A 14,149-nucleotide genomic window follows, 5' to 3' on the forward strand; every position below is an offset into this window, starting at 1 on the left:
AGCCGACCACATGCCGACGACGATGCTGACGCGGGTGAAGAGCAAGCTCTTCGTCCATGCCCGGCGTCGCTCGCGCGGGATGCTCGAGGGCGAGTACGCCTCGGTCTTCCACGGGCGCAGCCTCGACTACGACGACCTGCGCGACTACGTCATCGGTGACGAGGTCCGCGACATCGACTGGAAGGCGAGCGCCAGGCACACGCGGCCGTTGGTCAAGCGCTACGTCGCCAACCGCAAGCAGAACCTCGTCCTCGTCGTCGACACCGGCCGAGGCATGGCGGCGACGACGCGCAGCGGGGAGAGCAAGAAGGACGTCGCGGTCGCCGCGGCGGGTCTCGTCGGGTGGCTCGCCCAGCGGCACGGTGACCTCGTGGGGCTGGTTCGCGGGACGGCATCCTCGACGGTCTCGCACGACCTGCGCGGCACCGAGGCGCACCTCGAGCTGCTGCTGCGCGCGGTCGACGGCGCGACCCGGCTCGACGGGGAGCAGAGCAACCTCGCCGTGCAGCTGCGGTGGATCGTGCAGAACGTCAAGCGGCGCCTGTTCCTGCTCGTCGTCGCCGACGACCGCGACCTCGACCCGGCCCTCGACGAGCTGCTGCGCCGGCTGCACGTGCAGCACGAGATCCTCTGGCTCACGGTCGAGGACGCCGACCCGACCGCGATCGACGCGGGCGTGACGGCCTACGACGTGGCCGACGGCTACTCCCTGCCGACCGGGGTGCGGCTCGACCCGAAGGTGCGGGCGGCGTGGGCGGCCGAGACCCGGGCGCGGCTGCAGCGCACGAACGAGCTGCTCGACCGGCGCGCCATCAACCACGCCCGGGTGGGCTCGACCGACCAGGTGGTCACCACCGTGTTCGCCCTGCTCGAGAGGCAGCGCCGTGCTCGCCGCTGACCCGACGCCGCCACCCGGCTTCTACGCCCCCGACCCCTACGCCACCCGGTGGCTGTGGATCGGTGTGGCCCTGCTCGCCGCCGTCGTGCTCTGGTACGCGTGGGTGTGGTGGTCGACCCGTGAGCGGGCGCTGGTGGTGCCGCCCCGCATCACCGCCGACCGGCTGACCCGGCTGCGGGCCGACTACGCCCGCCAGATCGACGTCGTCGTCGCCCGTGCCGACACCGGCGAGATCACCCAACGTCGGGCGCACCAGCAGCTGAGCGTGCTCGTGCGCCACTTCGTGCAGGAGGTGTCCGGCATCCACGCCCCGACGATGACACTGACCGACCTCAACGCCCGCGGCGAGCGGCTCGAGCCCGTGTCGGAGGTCGTCGGGACGCTCTACCCCGGGGAGTTCGCGCCCGGGCAGGCCAGCACCGTCGGCGGCGCCGCGGCCGTGGCGAAGCAGGTGGTGGCGCGATGGACCTGAAGTACCCGGCCCTGCTGGCCGTCGCCCTGCTCCTCGCCGTCGTCGGCGTGATGCTCGTCCACCGGCGCCTCACGAAGCGGCGCGGTGTCAGCGCCGCCGCTGTCGCGAACTCGACTGCCCTGACAGCACTTCCGGCCTTCCAGCGGGCGCTGCGCGGGCACCGCATCCGGCTCGCGGTCCTGGCCGCGAGCGGGTGCCTGCTCGCGGGGTCGGCCCTCGTCGGGGCGGCGCGCCCGCTCGACACGACGGTCGAGCAACCCCAGACGCGCAACCGCGACATCATGCTCTGCCTCGACATCTCCGGCTCGATGGCCTCGTTCGACGCCGAGCTCGTCTCGACCTTCCAGGACCTCGTCAAGAGCTTCCAGGGCGAGCGCATCGGGCTCGTCATCTTCAACTCGTCGGCCGCCACCGTCTTCCCGCTCACCGACGACTACGTCTTCATCAACGACGAGCTCGCCAACGCGCAGAAGGCACTGTCCGGCGACCCCGAGTATGACTCCTTCTTCGCCGGCACCTTCAACGGGCGCGGGACCTCGCTGATCGGCGACGGCCTCGCGACGTGCGTGACGAGCTTCGACCGGGTCGACACCCAGCGGGCGCGCTCCGTCGTGCTCGCCACCGACAACCACCTCGCCGGCCGACCGCTCGTCGAGGTCGACGAGGCGGGCCGACTCGCCACGTCGAAGGGCGTGCGCGTCTACGGCCTCAACCCGCAGGAGGACGGGCTCGACAGCGAGGCCGCCGAGATGCGCACCGTCGTCACCGCCACGGGCGGCCGCTACTTCGCGATGGGCGACGAGGGCGCCATCGGCTCCATCGTCAGCTCGGTGCAGGCGCAGGAGGCCAGCCTCATCGACTCGGCCGCCCGCGCGCTCTACACCGACAGCCCGACGCTGCCCATCGCGTTCGCGGGCCTCGGCCTCGCCGGCGTCATCGGGGCGGCACGGCGGTGGTCGTCGTGACGTTCCTGCCCGTGGTGGCCTGGCCCCTGCTGCTCTTCCTCGTCCTCGCCGCCCTCGTGGCCGTGTGGTGGCCGTCCGACGGTCGGATGCCGGTGGGCCGGTCCGGGCGCGCCGGTGCGGTCACCGGGTCTCCCGGGTCGGTCGGGGCGGGAACCGTCCCGACCGGGAGGTCCGTGCGGTCGGCACTGTCGAGGCCGGCCGGCACCCGATGGCGCCTGACCGTTGCGGTCGCGCTGCTCGGCACGGCGGCACTGCGGCCGGGACTCCCCGGTGGTGAGGTCGACACGACCGCGGCCAACCTCAACGTCTACTTCGTCGTCGACACGACGACGAGCATCGTCGCGGAGGACTACGGCGACGAGCGGCCGCGCGTGCTCGGGGTGCGCGACGACATCGTCGACATCGCGCGGGCCCTGCCGGGGGCGCGGTACTCGGTGCTCACCTTCGACCAGTCGACGCGGGTCCGGCTGCCGCTGACGACCGACACGACGGCCCTCGGTGCGGCGGTCGAGACCCTCGCCCCCGAGCCGTCGGAGTACTCGCGCGGCACCACCGTCTCCGAGGCCAGGGAGCGGCTGGCGGCCCTGCTCGAGCAGGCGAGCACCGCCCAGCCCGAGCGCGGCCGGGTCGTCTTCTACCTCGGAGACGGCGAGCAGACGGCCGCCGACCCGCCGGCCCCGTTCGAGATCCGTGAAGGCCTCGTCAACGGGGGAGCGGTGCTCGGGTACGGCACGAGCGAGGGCGGCCGCATGCGGGCCACCGCCGCCCGTTTCGGCTCGAGCACCGAGTACCTCAAGGACCCGACCACGGGGGAGGACGCCCGTTCCGTCGCCGACGATGGGACGCTGCGCGCCATCGCCGAGCAGCTGCGGGTGCCCTACGTCCACCGCGAGGCGGGCGACGGCATCGGCGCCGTCGTCGACGGCATCGACCTCGACCGCTACGGCACCAACGCCGAGATCGAGCAGCAGCGGGTGCGTGCCCGTGAGGAGCTGTACTGGCCGCTGCTGCTCGGCGTCGCCGGCCTCGCCGTCTGGGAGATCGGCGCCGCCGTCGCCGGCATCACCTCGAGCCGTCGCCGCCGGGAGGCCGCACCGTGACCCGGCCCAGCACCCTGACGACCCCGCCACCCCGCGCGAGCGAGCCCGGCGCGGCGACCCCGGCCCCGACGGCATCCGACCGCTGGTGGCGTCATCTCCTGTCCCGGATGCCGCGTCGCCGGCGCCGCGCCCTGCCGCCGCACCTCGCGGCGCGGCGGCGACGTCTGCTGCTCGCCTCGCTGCCCGTGACCGTGCTGCTCGCCCTCGTCGCACTGCGCCTCGTCACCCTCAACCCGGTGCACGACCGCACCCTCGCCGCGTACACGGCCGGTGACGTCGACGGCACGACCACGTGGGGCGAGCGGCAGGGCTGGGTCAACGTCGTCGAGGGGTTCCGTGCCCCCTTCGCGCTCGGCGACGCGCAGGTGCTGGCGGGCCGGTTCGAGCAGGCCCGGCCGTACTTCGAGCAGGCCTTCGAGGAGGTGCCGAAGGGCGGGGTCGACGAGTGCAAGGTGCGCGTCAACCTCGGCCTGACCTACGAGGCGCTCGGTGACGCCGCGAAGGCCGCCGAGCGGGAGACCGAGTGGCGCCAGTTCTACGACAAGGGCATCACGACGATGGCCGAGCGGCCGCCCCTGTGCGACGCGCCGGAGGGCGGTGACAGCGGGCAGCGGGCCTCCGACGCGCAGCAGCGCATGGAGCAGAAGAGCCAGGACGAGCAGCAGCAGGGCCAGGAGCCGCAGCAGCCCCAGGAGGGCCAGGGCGAGCAGCCTCCGCCCCAGCCGCAGCCCGACTCCGGGCAGCAGCCGACGCCTGAACAGCAGGAGCGACTGCGCCAGCAGCAGCAGCGCAACACGGCCGAGCGCAACCAGCAGCAGGACGACGACTCCCGCAGCCAGAACGGCGGCGGGGGAGGCCCGGCGGTGCCCAAGCCCTGGTGACCACAGCGCCGACAGACCGCGTCCGTCATCGCTGAGCGGATGCCGGGTGGCGGGCATCGTGCGCCTGGCACCTCTCGCCGCCCGGGGGTGTCGAACGCGCGTCACGATGTACGTCTGGCACCCCCGCTGGCTCGGAGGCGCCGAGCGCACGGCCGGGTGACGGCCGGCTCCGTCCAGGCGCCGGGCTGCAGCCCGTCCCACGACCAGTGGGGCACGGCGAGACCCGCGGGCACGTCGTCGGCGGAGACGTGGAAGCGGTACATCGACGTCGTCGTGGCCCAGGTGAAGTAGTCGTGCAGCACCGTCCGGAGGGGCTCCCCGTCCAGGCCCGCGTCGATGAGGGCCAGGTCGAAGCAGGCGACGGCCCGCTCGTTCATCTCGGGGTGCTCGCCGTTGCCGCTGTGGGCGCGCACGACCGACGACTCGTCGCCGAGCCCGCGCGAGTAGTCGTCCGGTCCGCCGAGCGCCTCGGCCCAGTAGGCGGCGAGCCGCTCGGTGTGGTCGTCGCGGTACCCGTGGCTGAAGGCGTGGGCCACGACCGCGTCGGCCAGCACCCGTTCGTGCCACGCGTGGGCGAGACGCCGGACGCCGGGACCACCGCCCATCGCCTCGTGCACCGTCGCCCCGGACGCTCCGTCGACCGTCGCCATCGCGCCACTGTGGCACGACCGGGAGTCACCGACCAGCAGCCCACGCAGTGGTGAGGATGGTCAGGGACCGTCGACCAGCCGGGCCCGGTGCTCGACGACGGGGAATGCCTTGGCAGCGCACGAGCCCGGGCGCACCGGCCCCGACGCCACGCGCTCGATGTGCACGAGCCAGCGGCGGCCGTCGGCGTGCACCACCTCGACCGCACCGGTGGCGACCCCGTCGGTGTCCCGGCCGATGCCGGCGGATGCCGGTCGCGTCGTGAACGCGGAGAGTGACGTCTCGTCCGTCAGGCCCCGGACGAACGACTCCGCGCACGCCTCGGCGGAGGGGATGCCGGAGCGGCCGCGGTCGTGCAGCGGACCGAACAGCGTTGCGGGAGTGTGCCCCCCGGCGCTCGTCGTCAGCAGCTCGGCGGTGCTGGCGTCGTCGAGACGCGCGTAGTTCTGGCCCCACGGCAGCAGCACGGCGGTGGGTGAGAACCGGTGGCCACCGGTGTGCGAGACCTCCCACACGCGGTCGGGGGCGAGGGCGTGGGCGGCAGCCGCCAGCGGTCGACCGCGGACCGCGCAGCACACGTCACGGCGACCGTTGGTGCAGACGAGCAGGGCGGGCGGCGCCGTCACAGAGCCCGGCAGCGACGCGGCGACGGCTCGGCGGTCACCGGCCGCCAGTGCGTGCCAGTCGAGGCCGACGAGGTCGCCCGCGCGGCCGAGCTCGGCCAGCAGCAGCCACGCCTCGGCGGGGCGCTCACCGCCGGTCCACGCGACGAGCACCTGGCGCGGGTGCGGCTGGTCGGGGTGTCCGCTGGGGCGGCGCATGAGCATGAACCGCCCACCGAGACGGGTGCACCGGGTCTCGAGGTCGCCGCCGAGCGCCGGGTCGAGGTGGCTCTGGCGCGCGGCCACCCGCCCCCACGGCCCGTTCTGCTCGAGCACGACGAAGAACCGCGCCGGGGCGGCCGTGCCGAAGGCGCTCGTGCCGTCGAGGTCCGACAGCACCGAGCAGGCGTCGGCAGCCGACCGCCCGTGGCCCGCGGTGGCGGGGTGCTGCCCCGGCAGGGTCGTCACTCGGTCGCCGGCCCCGCCCCGTCGGCATCCGCATCGGGCGCGTCCGCCGCGAGCGGACCGGCCCCGCCCGGGGAGTCGCGCGAAGAGTCGGCCGGAACCCCGGCGACGGCGGCGATGACGGCGGTGCCGGGCACACCCGACCCGTCGCGTCGCCCGTCGGCGTCCGGCAGGGGGACGGCCACCCCGTTGGCGGCCGAGGCGCGCACCGGGGTGTTGCCGGCGAAGGCGAGCACGAGGGTGTCCTCGCCCTTGAGGAAGCGGTGGCAGCGGACGCCGCCGGTGGCCCGGCCCTTGGGCGGGTACTCGGTGAAGGGCGTCACCTTGAGGGCGCCGGCCTCCGTGCCGGGCAGCGCCGCGCTCGTGCCGGACGAGGTGACCACGACGGCCTCGCGAGCCGGGTCGACCACCCCGAACCACACGGCCGTCGCACCGGGGGAGAGCTTGACGCCGGCCATGCCGCCCGCGGCCCGCCCCTGCGGGCGCACGCCACCCGCGGGGAAGTGCAGCAGCTGCGCGTCGCTCGTGATGAAGACGAGGTCGACGTCGGCACGGTCGGCCACCGCGGCGCCGACGACGCGGTCGCCGGGACGCAGCCCGATGACGTCCCACTCACCGCCCTTGGGCGCGTCGGGGGTGACCCGCTTGACGACACCGGCGGCGGTGCCCAGCGCGACGACGGGGGCCAGCTCGCCGACGGGCACGATGGTGACCGGCTGCTCGCCCTTGGCGAGGTCGACGTACGCAGCGAGCGGCGCCCCGCCCGAGAGGCTGGGGGCGCCGTTGGTCGGGGGCAGGGTGGGCAGGTCCAGGGCCGAGAGCCGCACCATGCGCCCCGCCGAGGTGATGAGGCCGAACTCGCCGCGGGCGGTCGTGGCGACCGACCCGACGACGGCGTCGTGCCTGCTGCGCCCGCCCTCGGTCGGCACCGGGTCGGCGCTCGCGGTGCGAGCCAGCAGCCCGGTCGAGCTGAGCAGCACCCGGCACGGGTCGTCGGCCACCTCGAGCGGGGTCGCACCGGCCGACGCGGCGGCGCCGGTGCCCTCGAGCAGCACGGTGCGGCGGGGGGTGCCGTGGGCCTTGGCGACCTCCGCGAGCTCGGTCGAGACGAGGCGGCTGAGCAGCTTCTCGCTGTCGAGCAGGGCGCGCAGCTGCTCGATGTCGCGCTCGAGGTCGGCCTTCTCGGACTCGAGCTCGATGAGGGAGAACTTCGTCAGGCGGCGCAGCTGCAGCTCGAGGATGTAGTTCGCCTGCACCTCGCTCAGCTCGAAGACCTCGATGAGGCGGGCGCGGGCGGTGGCGGTGTCGTCGCTGCCGCGGATGAGCTGGATGACCTCGTCGATGTCGAGGATCGCGACGAGCAGGCCCTCGACGAGGTGCAGTCGCTCCTCGCGCTTGGCCAGGCGGTGCGCCGTGCGGCGGCGCACGACGTCGGTGCGGAAGTCGACGAAGACCTGGAGCAGCTCCTTCAGGCCCATGGTCCGCGGCTGCCCGTCGACGAGGGCGACGTTGTTGATGCCGAAGTTCTCCTCCATCGGCGTGAGCCGGTAGAGCTGCTCGAGCACCGCCTCGGGGTTGAACCCGTTCTTGACCTCGATGACGAGCTGCAGCCCGTTCTGGCGGTCGGAGAGGTCCTTGAGGTCGGCGATCCCCTGCAGCTTCTTCGCCTGCACGAGGTCCTTGACCTTCTCGATGACCTTCTCGGCCCCGACGAGGTAGGGCAGCTCGGTGACGACGATCCCCTTGCGCCGCGGCGAGACCGACTCGATGCGCACCGTCGCGCGGGTGCGGAAGCTGCCGCGGCCGGTGAGGTAGGCGTCGCGGATGCCGTCGAGCCCGACGATGCGACCGCCGCACGGCAGGTCGGGGCCGGGCACGAACTTCATGAGGTCCTCGAGCGAGCACGAGGGGTTGGTGATGAGGTGCCGGGCCGCGCCGATGACCTCGACGAGATTGTGCGGCGCCATGTTCGTGGCCATGCCGACGGCGATGCCGGCGGCGCCGTTGACGAGCAGGTTCGGGTACGCCGCCGGCAGCACGGCGGGCTGGTACTGCGTGTCGTCGTAGTTCGGGACGAAGTCGACGGTGTCCTCGTCGAGGCTGCCGACCATGAGCAGCGCGGCCGAGGCCATGCGTGCCTCGGTGTAGCGGGCGGCGGCCGGTCCGTCGTCGAGGGAGCCGAAGTTGCCGTGCCCGTCGATGAGCGGCAGCCGCAGCGTGAACGGCTGCGCCATGCGCACGAGGGCGTCGTAGATGGCCGTGTCGCCGTGCGGGTGGTACTTGCCCATCACCTCGCCGACGACGCGCTGGCTCTTGACATGGCCCCGGTCGGGGCGCAGGCCCAGCTCGTTGGCGCCGTAGAGGATGCGTCGCTGCACCGGCTTGAGCCCGTCCCGCGCGTCGGGCAGCGCGCGGCTGTAGATGACGCTGTACGAGTACTCGAGGAAGGCGTTGCTCATCTCCTCCTCGACGTCGATCCCGACGATCTTCTCCTCGAAGTCCTCGGGAGGAGGTGGGGTGGTCGTTCGTCGGGCCATGCCGCGTGAGGCTCCTCGCGTGTGTCCTGCAGGTCAGGCTGGTCGGTCGGGTCGGTCACCCGCGCACGGGTGTCCGACGTCCCATCCTCCCCTAGCCCTCCACGGGGCCGGGCCGAGGCACGCCGAAGCGCCCCCAGTGGCCGACCTCGCCGGCGTCGCGGCGGTGCCGCCGCAGGCTCGGGCTCTTCGGGCCGGGCAGGGCGTACCCGACCGCGACGACCCCGACGACCCGCCGGTCGGCCGGGATGGCGAACGCCTCGTGCACGGCGTCCTGCCGCGTGGCCGGCACCCCGAAGAAGAGGCTGCCGAGGCCCTCGTCGGTGGCGGTCAGCAGCATGAGCAGGGCCGCCATGCCCGTGTCGACGTCCCAGTAGGGCACCGGCCACCGACTCTCGTCGCGGTCGGCCCACCCCTTGTCCGCAGCGGCGTAGCGCTCGAGGTAGGCCTGCTTGTCCGACAGGCACAGCACGAGCAGGGGCGCCGACCGGATGCCGGTGAGCCAGGCGTCGGGGGCCACCCCCTCCTCGGCGGTGGCCGACCAGAACGCGTCGCGCTCGGCCGCCTCGCGCAGCACGACGAAGTCCCAGCCCTGGCTGAACCCCGCGCTGGGCGCCCGGACCGCGTTCTCGAGCAACCGCTGCACGACGTCGTCGGGCACCGGCCGGTCGGGGTCGTACCGTCGCACCATGCGCCGCCGGCGCACCACCTCGCTGAACTCCATGGCGCCACCCTGCCACCCGCCGCCGACGCCGCCCGGCTGCACCCACGACGTCACGCGGGGTCGTGTCGGGGTCGCCGCGAGGCGGCCACGGCCACAGCGCGACGTCAGCACGACGTGACACGATGGGCCCATGGCGGACGGCACGACGGCATCCGGTGAGGCGCCGAGCCCGCGCGCCGTCGACCCGGACCTGCTCGACGAGACCCAGCCCATGGAGGTGGTCTCCGCGCGTGAGAGCGGCGGGCCCGTCGAGTGGGAGGCCGACGTCGTGCTCAAGGACGGCTCGGTCGCCCACGTCCGGCCGATCGCCCCGGCCGACGCCGACGGCATTCGTGCCTTCCACGCGCATCAGTCGGCCGAGTCGATCTACCTGCGCTTCTTCGCCCCCATCCGCGAGCTGAGCGCACGCGACATCCACCGCTTCACCCATGTCGACCACCACGACCGGGTCGCCCTCGTCGCCACCCTCAACGGCGACATCATCGGCATCGGCCGCTTCGACCGCATCGACCGGTCGTCGGCCGAGGTCGCCTTCAACATCTCCGACCGCTTCCAGGGCAAGGGGATCGGCTCGGTCATGCTCGAGCACCTTGCCGCCATCGCCCAGGAGGTCGGCATCACGCGCTTCACCGCGGAGGTGCTGCCGCAGAACCGCAAGATGATCACGGTCTTCAAGGAGGCCGGCTACGAGGTGTCCTCGCGCATCGAGGACGGCGTCATCGAGGTCGCCTTCGACATCCTGCCGACCGAGCAGAGCAAGGCGGTGCAGCTCGCCCGCGAGCACCGCGCCGAGGCCCGCAGCGTCAGCACCATCCTCTTCCCCGAGACGGTCGCGGTCGTCGGGGCGAGCCGGCGCGACGACTCGATCGGCGCCCTCGTCATGCGCAACATCCTCGGGGCGGGTTTCGCGGGGCGGCTCTACGCCATCCACCCCGAGGCCGACCAGATCCAGGGCGTGCCGGCCTACCCGTCGGTGCTCGACGTGCCGGGGCAGGTCGACCTCGCCGTCGTCGTCGTGCCACCGAAGCAGGCGCTCGCGGTCGTGCGCGAGTGCGGCCAGGCCGGGGTGCGGGCCCTGCTCGTGCTCTCCAGCGGGTTCGCCGAGGCGGGGGAGGAGGGCGTCAAGCTGCAGGACAAGCTGCGTCGCCGGGCCCGCCGCGCCGGCATGCGGGTCGTGGGGCCGAACAGCTTCGGCCTCATCAACAACGACCCCGCGGTGCGCCTCAACGCCACGATCGCGCAGGTCATCCCGGATGCCGGGCGGCTCGGCCTGTTCGCCCAGAGCGGCGCGCTCGGCATCGCCGTCCTCGCGTCCGCGGCGCGCCGAGGCCTCGGGATCTCCGTCTTCGCGTCGGCGGGCAACCGGGTAGACGTGTCGGGCAACGACCTCATGCAGTACTGGATCGACGACCCCGAGACCGACACGGTCGGGCTCTACCTCGAGTCGATGGGCAACCCCCGCAAGTTCTCGCGCATCGCCCGCCACCTCGCCACCGTCAAGCCGGTCGTCGTCGTCTCGTCGGGCGTCTCGAGCTTCGCCGCCCCGCCCGGGCACCGCACCCGCACGACGAACGTGCCGCCCCAGGCCTTCGACGCGCTGCTGCGGCAGGCGGGTGTCATCCGGGTCGAGAACATCCACCAGCTCTTCGACGTCGCCCAGCTCACCCTGCACCAGCCGGTGCCGCGCGGTGACCGGGTCGCCATCGTCGGCAACTCCGACGCCCTCGGCGCGCTCAGCGCCGGCGCCTGCCTCAGCTGGGGGCTGCGCGTGACCCACGGCCCGGTGTCGCTGCTGCCGCAGGCGCCGGCGGCCGAGTTCGCCGCGGCGCTCGACGCCGCCTTCGCCGACCCCGAGGTCGATAGCGTCGTCGCCGCCTTCATCCCCCCGCTCGTCACGAGTGTCAGCGACGTCCGCAGTGCGATGACGACGGTCGTGTCGAAGTACGAGAAGCCTTGTGTCGCGACCTTCCTCGGCGTCCGCGGTGTCGACGGGGGGCTCGACTACGTCCAGGCCGACGGGGTGTCGCGGTCGGTGCCGGCCTACGCGACGCCGGAGGACGGCATCCGGGCCCTCAACGCGGTGACGCGGTACGGGCAGTGGCGGGCCCGCGACCGGGGCACGACGGTCTCGCCCGTCGGCATCGACCGCGCGGCGGCCGAGACCCTCATCGCGCGGGTGCTCAACGCGAGCCCCGAAGGGCGGTCGCTCGACGCCGACGAGACCGCCGAGCTGCTCGCGGCCTACGGCATGCGCCTGTGGCCGGCGGTCGTCGTCGACGACGTCGAGGCTGCGGTCGAGGCGGCCGACGCCCTCACCTACCCCGTCATCCTCAAGTCGACGTCACCGATCGTGCGCCACCAGCCGGGCATCGCGGGCCTGCGCAGCGACCTCGTCGACGCAGAGTCGGTGCGCGACGCCTTCGCCTCCCTGACGCAGCGGCTCGGCCCGCTGGCGGCCGACCGGTTCGTCGTGCAGCGCATGGCGGTGCCCGGGGTCTCGTGCGTGCTGCGGGCGACGGAGGACCCGCTCTTCGGCCCCGTCGTCAGCTTCTCGGTGGCCGGGCCGCCGACCGACCTGCTCGGCGACGTCGCCCACCGCGTGCCGCCGCTGACCGATGTCGACGTCACCGACCTCATCGACGGCGTCAAGGCGGCCCCGCTGCTCACCGGCCACCGCGGGTCGGCGCCCGTGCACCGGGCGGCGCTCGCCGACCTCGTCGCCCGGCTGTCGGTGCTCGCCGACGACCACCCCGAGCTCGCCTCGGTCGAGCTCAACCCGGTCAACGCGTGGACCGGTGGCGTCGACCTGCTCGGCGCCGACGTCGTCGTGCGTCCCGCCCTCGTGCGCAAGGACCCGGGCCGCCGCAAGATGGGCTGAGCGTCACCCGCCCGGGTGCGCGGGCGGCCGTCCTCAACCGGTCTCGCTCCGGTCGGCGGGCGGGCCCGCAGGTGCAAGGATGGCCCCCATGCGACGTCCCCCCAGCGGGCAGACCCTGCCCGACGAGCTCACCGCGGCCATCACGAGGGCCGGCTACTACCCGGCGCTCGTCTGCGACGTCGTCGAGTCGGCCCTCGCGGGCGGTGTGGCTCGCGCGCACCTCGTGCACCAGGAGACGACCTTCGACCAGGACTCCGTGCGCCGGCACGTCACCGTGCTCGTCGTCACCGACCGTCGGCTCGTCATCGCCCACGCCGACGACCACGCCGAGCCCGGCGAGCAGCTCATGGCGACGGCCACGACCGAGACGGTGCCGCTCGGGGCCGTGCGCGGTGTCATGGTCACCCACGTCGTGGCCGAGCCCGAGTCGTTCACGCCCGGCACCCACAGCCGCGACATCACCCTGACGCTCGGCTGGGGTGCGGTCAGCCGCATCGACATGGTGCCCGCCCAGTGCGGCGACCCCGACTGCACGGCCGACCACGGCTTCGAGGGGACCATCGCCAGCGACGACATCTCCCTGCGGGTCAGCGCCGCCGCCGACGGTGAGGATGCCGTCGACCGGGCCCTCGAGTTCGCGCGCGTGCTCTCCGCGAGCATCGGCGGCGGCCCGGCCGCGTGACGGCGTCGCCGCGCAAGCCCCGCAAGCCGCGGGCCGGACGCACCGGTCCGACCACGCCGGCGCCTGCGTCGGGCACCGACCCGACCGTGGCGCCAGCCACGCCGGCGATGTCGGCCACGACGGCAGGGGCGCCTGCCCCGCCCGCCGGCCCACCGGCATCCGGGCCCGTCGACTGGCACTCCGCCTCCCTCGCCTCGGTGCTGCCGTCGGTGGCCGACGCGCTCGGGGTGCGGGCCTTCACGGGGCGCGACCGCTTCGGTCTGCCGCGCACCCGCCGGGCCGTCGTCGTGCTCGTCGACGGCCTGGGGCACGACCTGCTCGTGCGCCGCAGCGGCCACGCGCCGTTCCTGCGCTCGCACGCCGCGACGACCCACCGGGTCCCGTGCGGCTACCCGAGCACGACCGCGACGTCGATGGGCACGTTCGGTACGGGCCTGCCGCCCGGCTCGCACGGGCTCGTCGGCATGCAGGTGCTCGACCCCGACACGGGGCGGCTGCTCAACGAGCTGTCGTGGGAGCACGGGCCCGATCCGCTGCTGTGGCAGCCGAACTCGACGGTCTTCGAGGCGGTCGAGGCCTCCGGCGTGCGCGTGACCATGGTGGGCCCCCACTACTTCGAGGGGTCTGGGCTGACGACGGCCGCGCTGCGCGGGGGCGGCTTCCGGGCCGCGGCGAGCCTCGACGACCGGGTCGACGCCGCGGCCGCCGCGGTGGCCGCCGACTCCCGCTCGCTCGTCTACCTCTACTGGGGCGAGGTCGACAAGGTCGGCCACGTGCACGGCTGCCAGTCTTGGCAGTGGGGTGACGAGGTCGAGGCGCTCGACCGCGGGCTGGCCCGGCTCGCGGCGACGGTGCCCGACGACGTGACCATCGTGGTGACGGCCGACCACGGAATGCTCGACGTGCCCTTCCACGACCGCGTCGACCTCGCGCACGAGCCGGACCTCATGGAGGGCGTGGCCGAGCTCGGGGGAGAGGCGCGCTCGCTCCACCTCTACACGCGCCCCGGAGCGGCGGGCGACGTCGCGGCCCGGTGGACGTCCGAGCTCGGTGACCGCCTCAGCGTGCTCACCCGCGACGAGGTCGTCGACGGGGGCTGGTTCGGCGCGGTGCGCCCCGCGGTGACGGAACGCATCGGCGACGTCGTCACCGTCATGCACGGCTCCTTCGCCGTCGTGCACTCGGGCCTCATGCGCCCACAGGTCGTCGGTCTGCTCGGGCTGCACGGCTCGACGAGCGACGACGAGCTCGCCGTGCCCGTCGTCGTCGTCGCGCCGCGGGCCGGCGCGTGACGCCGGTG

12 protein-coding genes are annotated in these 14,149 nt (G+C 74.0%); 8 read left to right on the forward strand and 4 right to left on the reverse strand.

The annotated features are described in order from the left end of the window. Positions 1–10 precede the first annotated feature (10 nt). Genes DFJ68_RS06280 through DFJ68_RS06300 form a run of 5 tightly spaced genes read left to right on the forward strand, consistent with a single transcriptional unit; the run spans position 11 to position 4,316 of the window. A complete protein-coding gene (locus tag DFJ68_RS06280; protein WP_121031943.1) occupies positions 11–898 on the forward strand; it encodes a DUF58 domain-containing protein in 888 nt (295 codons plus the stop codon). Further along, positions 885–1,370: a hypothetical protein gene (locus tag DFJ68_RS06285; RefSeq protein ID WP_121031945.1), complete on the forward strand. Its 486-nt coding sequence runs from the start codon at positions 885–887 to the stop codon at positions 1,368–1,370. Before DFJ68_RS06280 ends, DFJ68_RS06285 begins: the two co-directional genes overlap by 14 nt. Further along, a complete protein-coding gene (locus DFJ68_RS06290; RefSeq protein WP_121031947.1) occupies positions 1,361–2,335 on the forward strand; it encodes a VWA domain-containing protein in 975 nt (324 codons plus the stop codon). Before DFJ68_RS06285 ends, DFJ68_RS06290 begins: the two co-directional genes overlap by 10 nt. Continuing rightward, positions 2,332–3,435, forward strand: a complete 1,104-nt coding sequence (locus tag DFJ68_RS06295; protein WP_147431518.1) for a vWA domain-containing protein — start codon at positions 2,332–2,334, stop codon at positions 3,433–3,435. The genes DFJ68_RS06290 and DFJ68_RS06295 overlap by 4 nt, the downstream gene beginning before the upstream one ends. Further along, entirely contained in the window at positions 3,432–4,316 is an 885-nt protein-coding gene (locus DFJ68_RS06300; protein WP_147431519.1) for a tetratricopeptide repeat protein, read from the forward strand. The genes DFJ68_RS06295 and DFJ68_RS06300 overlap by 4 nt, the downstream gene beginning before the upstream one ends. A gap of 101 nt (positions 4,317–4,417) precedes the next feature. Here the strand turns inward: DFJ68_RS06300 and DFJ68_RS06305 are convergent, their stop codons facing one another. The 4 genes from DFJ68_RS06305 to DFJ68_RS06320 all read right to left on the reverse strand — a co-directional run bounded on the left by DFJ68_RS06305 (position 4,418) and on the right by DFJ68_RS06320 (position 9,289). After that, complete coding sequence (locus DFJ68_RS06305; protein ID WP_211333278.1) at positions 4,418–4,966, reverse strand: globin domain-containing protein; 549 nt, start codon at positions 4,964–4,966, stop codon at positions 4,418–4,420. A gap of 60 nt (positions 4,967–5,026) precedes the next feature. Then, entirely contained in the window at positions 5,027–6,034 is a 1,008-nt protein-coding gene (locus tag DFJ68_RS06310) for a sucrase ferredoxin (RefSeq protein ID WP_121031953.1), read from the reverse strand. Beyond that, on the reverse strand, positions 6,031–8,568 hold the full coding sequence (locus tag DFJ68_RS06315) for a DNA gyrase/topoisomerase IV subunit A (RefSeq protein ID WP_121031955.1): 2,538 nt from the start codon (positions 8,566–8,568) through the stop codon (positions 6,031–6,033). Before DFJ68_RS06315 ends, DFJ68_RS06310 begins: the two co-directional genes overlap by 4 nt. Positions 8,569–8,659: 91 nt before the next feature. After that, on the reverse strand, positions 8,660–9,289 hold the full coding sequence (locus tag DFJ68_RS06320; RefSeq protein ID WP_121035145.1) for a nitroreductase family protein: 630 nt from the start codon (positions 9,287–9,289) through the stop codon (positions 8,660–8,662). Positions 9,290–9,500: 211 nt separating this feature from the next. On the opposite strand from DFJ68_RS06320, the gene DFJ68_RS06325 reads away from it, so the two are divergent. From DFJ68_RS06325 to DFJ68_RS06335, 3 genes are all read left to right on the forward strand, one after another. Further along, positions 9,501–12,167 (forward strand): bifunctional acetate--CoA ligase family protein/GNAT family N-acetyltransferase, encoded by a 2,667-nt coding sequence (locus DFJ68_RS06325; RefSeq protein ID WP_121035146.1) that lies wholly within the window; start codon positions 9,501–9,503, stop codon positions 12,165–12,167. An 88-nt stretch (positions 12,168–12,255) separates the two neighbouring features. Further along, positions 12,256–12,849 (forward strand): DUF5998 family protein, encoded by a 594-nt coding sequence (locus tag DFJ68_RS06330; RefSeq protein WP_121035147.1) that lies wholly within the window; start codon positions 12,256–12,258, stop codon positions 12,847–12,849. 86 nt (positions 12,850–12,935) lie between these two features. Further along, positions 12,936–14,141: an alkaline phosphatase family protein gene (locus DFJ68_RS06335; RefSeq protein WP_245963501.1), complete on the forward strand. Its 1,206-nt coding sequence runs from the start codon at positions 12,936–12,938 to the stop codon at positions 14,139–14,141. Positions 14,142–14,149 lie beyond the last annotated feature (8 nt).

The organism is Terracoccus luteus (assembly GCF_003635045.1).
GTDB lineage: Bacteria > Actinomycetota > Actinomycetes > Actinomycetales > Dermatophilaceae > Terracoccus > Terracoccus luteus.